Origin of the sequence: Hymenobacter roseosalivarius DSM 11622, assembly GCF_900176135.1 — a bacterium.
In the GTDB taxonomy this organism is placed as follows: Bacteria; Bacteroidota; Bacteroidia; order Cytophagales; family Hymenobacteraceae; genus Hymenobacter; species Hymenobacter roseosalivarius.
The window spans coordinates 1-3,779 of the sequence record NZ_FWWW01000110.1; the positions used below are offsets into that span (position 1 = coordinate 1).

The 3,779-nt window shown below is 64.8% G+C and carries 2 protein-coding genes; one reads left to right on the forward strand and one right to left on the reverse strand.

The features are described from left to right. Positions 1-40: 40 nt before the first annotated feature. Positions 41-610, reverse strand: a complete 570-nt coding sequence (locus tag B9A24_RS20855; RefSeq protein WP_084447984.1) for a recombinase family protein — start codon at positions 608-610, stop codon at positions 41-43. Between the two features lie 161 nt (positions 611-771). Here B9A24_RS20855 and B9A24_RS20860 point away from each other — a divergent pair, with 161 nt between their 5' ends. Beyond that, on the forward strand, positions 772-3,747 hold the full coding sequence (locus B9A24_RS20860; protein ID WP_084447987.1) for a Tn3 family transposase: 2,976 nt from the start codon (positions 772-774) through the stop codon (positions 3,745-3,747). Positions 3,748-3,779 lie beyond the last annotated feature (32 nt).

The window sequence follows — 3,779 nt, forward strand, 5'->3', positions numbered from 1 at the left end:
CGGGGGGACAAAATTACTCTAAGCCCTGCCAGGGGTTGTTTCAGTTCAACGCAGCTTGTAGGTGCTTGCGGTAGCGTTTGACGCTGGAGAGACTGATGCCCGTCAGTTCTGCCGTTTCGGCCACGGACAAGCCTTTTCCGAGCGCTTTCCGCACTTTGCCCACGTTCTCAGCGTCCAGGCCTTTGGGCCGGCCGATGTGCTTGCCTTGGGCAGCGGCCAGCTGCTGGCCCGCCTTGGTCTTCTCCAGGATGCTTTCGCGGTCGTACTCGGCTAGCGAGGCGAAGATGGAGAGCATGAACTTGCCAGCGGGCGTTGTCGTGTCGATGCCCAGGTCCAGGGCTTTGAAGTGGATGCCACGCTGATGGAAGGAATTCACCAAGTGAATGACGTGGTCGCGGCTGCGGCCCAGGCGGAAGAAACGCGCCACCAATACGGTATCACCCGCACGCAACAAGCCCAGCAATTCATCGAGCGCCGGCCGCTGCACGCTCATGCCCGTGATTTTGTCCTGAAAGATGCGGTCGCACCCGGCCTTGGTCAGGATGTCAAGTTGGGTGTCCAGGTTTTGGTCGACGGTCGAAACGCGGGCGTAGCCGAAGGTCTGGTGCATAAGGGAGGTCGAAAGGGTCAAAAAGTCTGGTTCACAAAGATAAAACACCGTTTATTTTTGGCCTGACTTTCTGAACCCTGTTTTCGGGCGTTTCGTCGCCCGGCGGGAGGCGTGGGGACCTGGGCCGGAAAGCTACGGCTTTTTGAACCCCGCCCCAGCGCATGATTATCCCCTTTCTCACCGCCCCCGAACGCCAGGGCTATCAACAGGTGCCGGCCACGCTGAGCGAAACCGACCTGCGCCAGCACTTTCATCTGACGGGGGCAGACCGTGAATTTATTCAGCGTCAGCGCCGCGACGGCAACCGCCTAGGCTGCGCCGTGCAACTGGGGCTGGTGCGCCTGATGGGCTACCTGCCCGAAGACTGGTTCGAGCAGGTACCGGTTCCGGTGGCCACCTTTGTCGGGCAGCAGTTGGGCCTCGCACCGGACGCGTTGGCCACCTACGGCGAACGGGCTGCTACCCGTAGCGAGCACCTGCAGCTGGTGCTGCGCCACCTGGGCTACCGCAAATGGCAGCCGCTGGATAGCCCCGGCCTGGAAGCCTGGTTGTTGGAAAGGGCCCAGGAGCATGACCAGCTGCGCCTGCTCTTGCAGGCCGCGTGTCAGAAGCTGCACCAGGACCGTGTGCTGCGTCCGGCCATCTCGGTACTGGAGCTGCTAGTGAGCCAGGCCTTGCTGCAAACCGACGCGGCCACCTACCAGCGCCTGGCCCCGCTGCTCACGCCAGCGGTGGAAACTCAATTAGATGCGCTGCTGGCAGTGGACCCGGCGTTGCGCGTGACGCCCCACCGCTGGCTGTGCCAGCCAGCGACGGCCAACACGCCCACAGCCATCAACCAGGCCCTGGCCAAGCTGGATTTCCTGCACCAGTTGGGGCTGGTCGATTGGGACACGGGCGGGCTGAACGCCAACCGGCGCAAGCGCCTGGCCCACCGGGCCCGCCACCGCACCAGCCAGGCCATCGGCCGCTACGCGCCAGCCAAGCGCTACCCGCTGCTGGTGGCCTTCGTGCTGGAAAGCCACCGCGACGTGCTCGATGCGGTGCTCACCATGTTCAGCGACTACTGGGCCCTGGCCCAACGCAAGGCCCAGCGCGAGCACGAGGCGCACCTGCTGGCCATCCGCCAGGCCCGCGAGACGGCCCTGCGCGTCTTCGCCCAGGTCGCGCGCACGGTGGTGGACGAACAGATACCCGCAGGGCAGGTGCGGAAAGCAGTGTTTGAGGCAATTCCCCGGGAGCAGGTGGAGCAGGCCCTCCAAGCTTACTACGCCCTGAGCGATACCCGCCTGGATTCGCCCCTGGCCTTTCTGCTGCGGCGCTACGCGCACCTGAAGCAGTTTTCAGGCAGTCTGTTGCGACAGATTTCGTTTACCAGTGCCTTTGCCGGCGACCGGTTCGCCGAGGCCCTGGCCCTGGTGGTGGAGCTGCAGACCGGCGCCCGGCGCAAGCTGCCGGCCGATGCCCCCACCGACTTCATCACGCCCTCCTGGCACGGGTTTGTGCACCCGCAGCAAGCACCGGAGCGCCTGCCCTACGAGCTGTGCGTGCTGGCCACCTTGCGCGAGCGACTGCGCTCGGGGGACGTGTTCGTGCCCGGCTCGCGCAAATTCGCCGACCTGGAGAGCTACCTGATTCCGGCCGCGCAGTGGCCCGGGCTGCGCGGCGAGGTGCTGCGCCAACTGGGCCTGCCCGAGGACCCGAGCCAGCGCCTGCAGGCCCGCCTGGCCGAGCTCGAAGCGCTGCTGCCGCAGGTGAGCGCCCTGCTGGCAGAAGGCGGCGAGGTGCGTCTGGAAGACGGCGAATTGGTGGTCACCGCTTTGCAGGCCGAAGAATTGCCGGCGTCGCTCCGGGTGCTGGACGAGCAGATTCGGGCCCGCATGCCCGCCGTGGAGCTGACGGACATTCTGGTGGAAGTGGACGGCTGGACCGGCTTCTCCGAGCTGCTCCGCGAGGCGTCAACCGGGGGCAGCGAGGCCCCGGAGCCCATTTATGCCGCCCTATTGGCGGCCGCTTGCAACATTCCCCTCTCCGACATGGCCCGCAGCACCGGCCTGGCGTACCAAACCGTCTGGTGGGCCACGAATCAATTTCTGCACGAACAGCCGTTGCGGGCGGCCACGACCCGGGTGGTCAACCAGCAGCACCGCCAGTGGCTGGCCCAGCACTGGGGTGGCGGGGGCTTATCCTCCTCCGACGGCCAGCGCTTCCCCGTCAGCGGGCAGGTGCGCAACGCCAAGGCCCTGCCGCGCTACTTCGGCTACGGCCGGGGCGTGACCTTCTACACCCACACGGCCGACCACTACGCCCAGTACGGCAGCAAAGTCATCCCCGCCACCGAGCGCGACGCAACTTACGTGCTGGACGAGGTACTGGGCAACGAAACCGACGTGGTCATCGTCGAGCACGCCACCGATACGCACGGCTATACCGACCTGGTTTTCGGACTGTTTGACCTGCTAGGGCTACAGTACTCGCCGCGGCTGCGCGACATCGGCGACCAGAAGCTCTGCCGCATCCGGGGCCGGGAGCTGGCCTATCCGGGCCTGCACTTCACCGGCCACGTCCAGCCCGGTTATATCGAGGCCCGTCTGGACGATTTGTTGCGGGTAGCCGGCTCCTTCAAGCTGGGCTACGTGACGGCCTCGCTCTTTATCAGCAAGCTGCAGGCCTACCCGCGCCAGCACAATCTGACCTACGTCTTGCAGCAGTACGGGCGGCTCATCAAAACGAATTTCATTCTGCGCTACCTGCTCAGTCAGCCCTTACGGCGCAAGATTCACGTCCAGCTCAACAAGGGCGAGCGGTTGCACGCGCTACGGGTTTTCCTCTGGTTTGGCGGCGACGGGCTCATCCGCCGCAAGCAGGAAGAAGCCCAGCAAGAAGTCGTGGGGGCGTTAAACCTGGTCACCAACCTAGTGGTGCTCTGGAATACAGTCTACCTGCAACAGGTAGTACAGACGCTGCGAGCGGAGGGTATCGAGGTGCGCGACGAAGACCTGGCGCGTCTCTCCCCCGCCCGCTACGAGCACATCAACCGCCTGGGCAAGTACACCTTCCCCCGCCAGGTGGACGTGCAGCCCAACGGGCTGCGCAGCCTGCGAAAGCCTTCAGAAACAGCTCCTGTGGGAGCTTAGAGTAATTTTATCCCCCCGCTGCTATAAGAAGG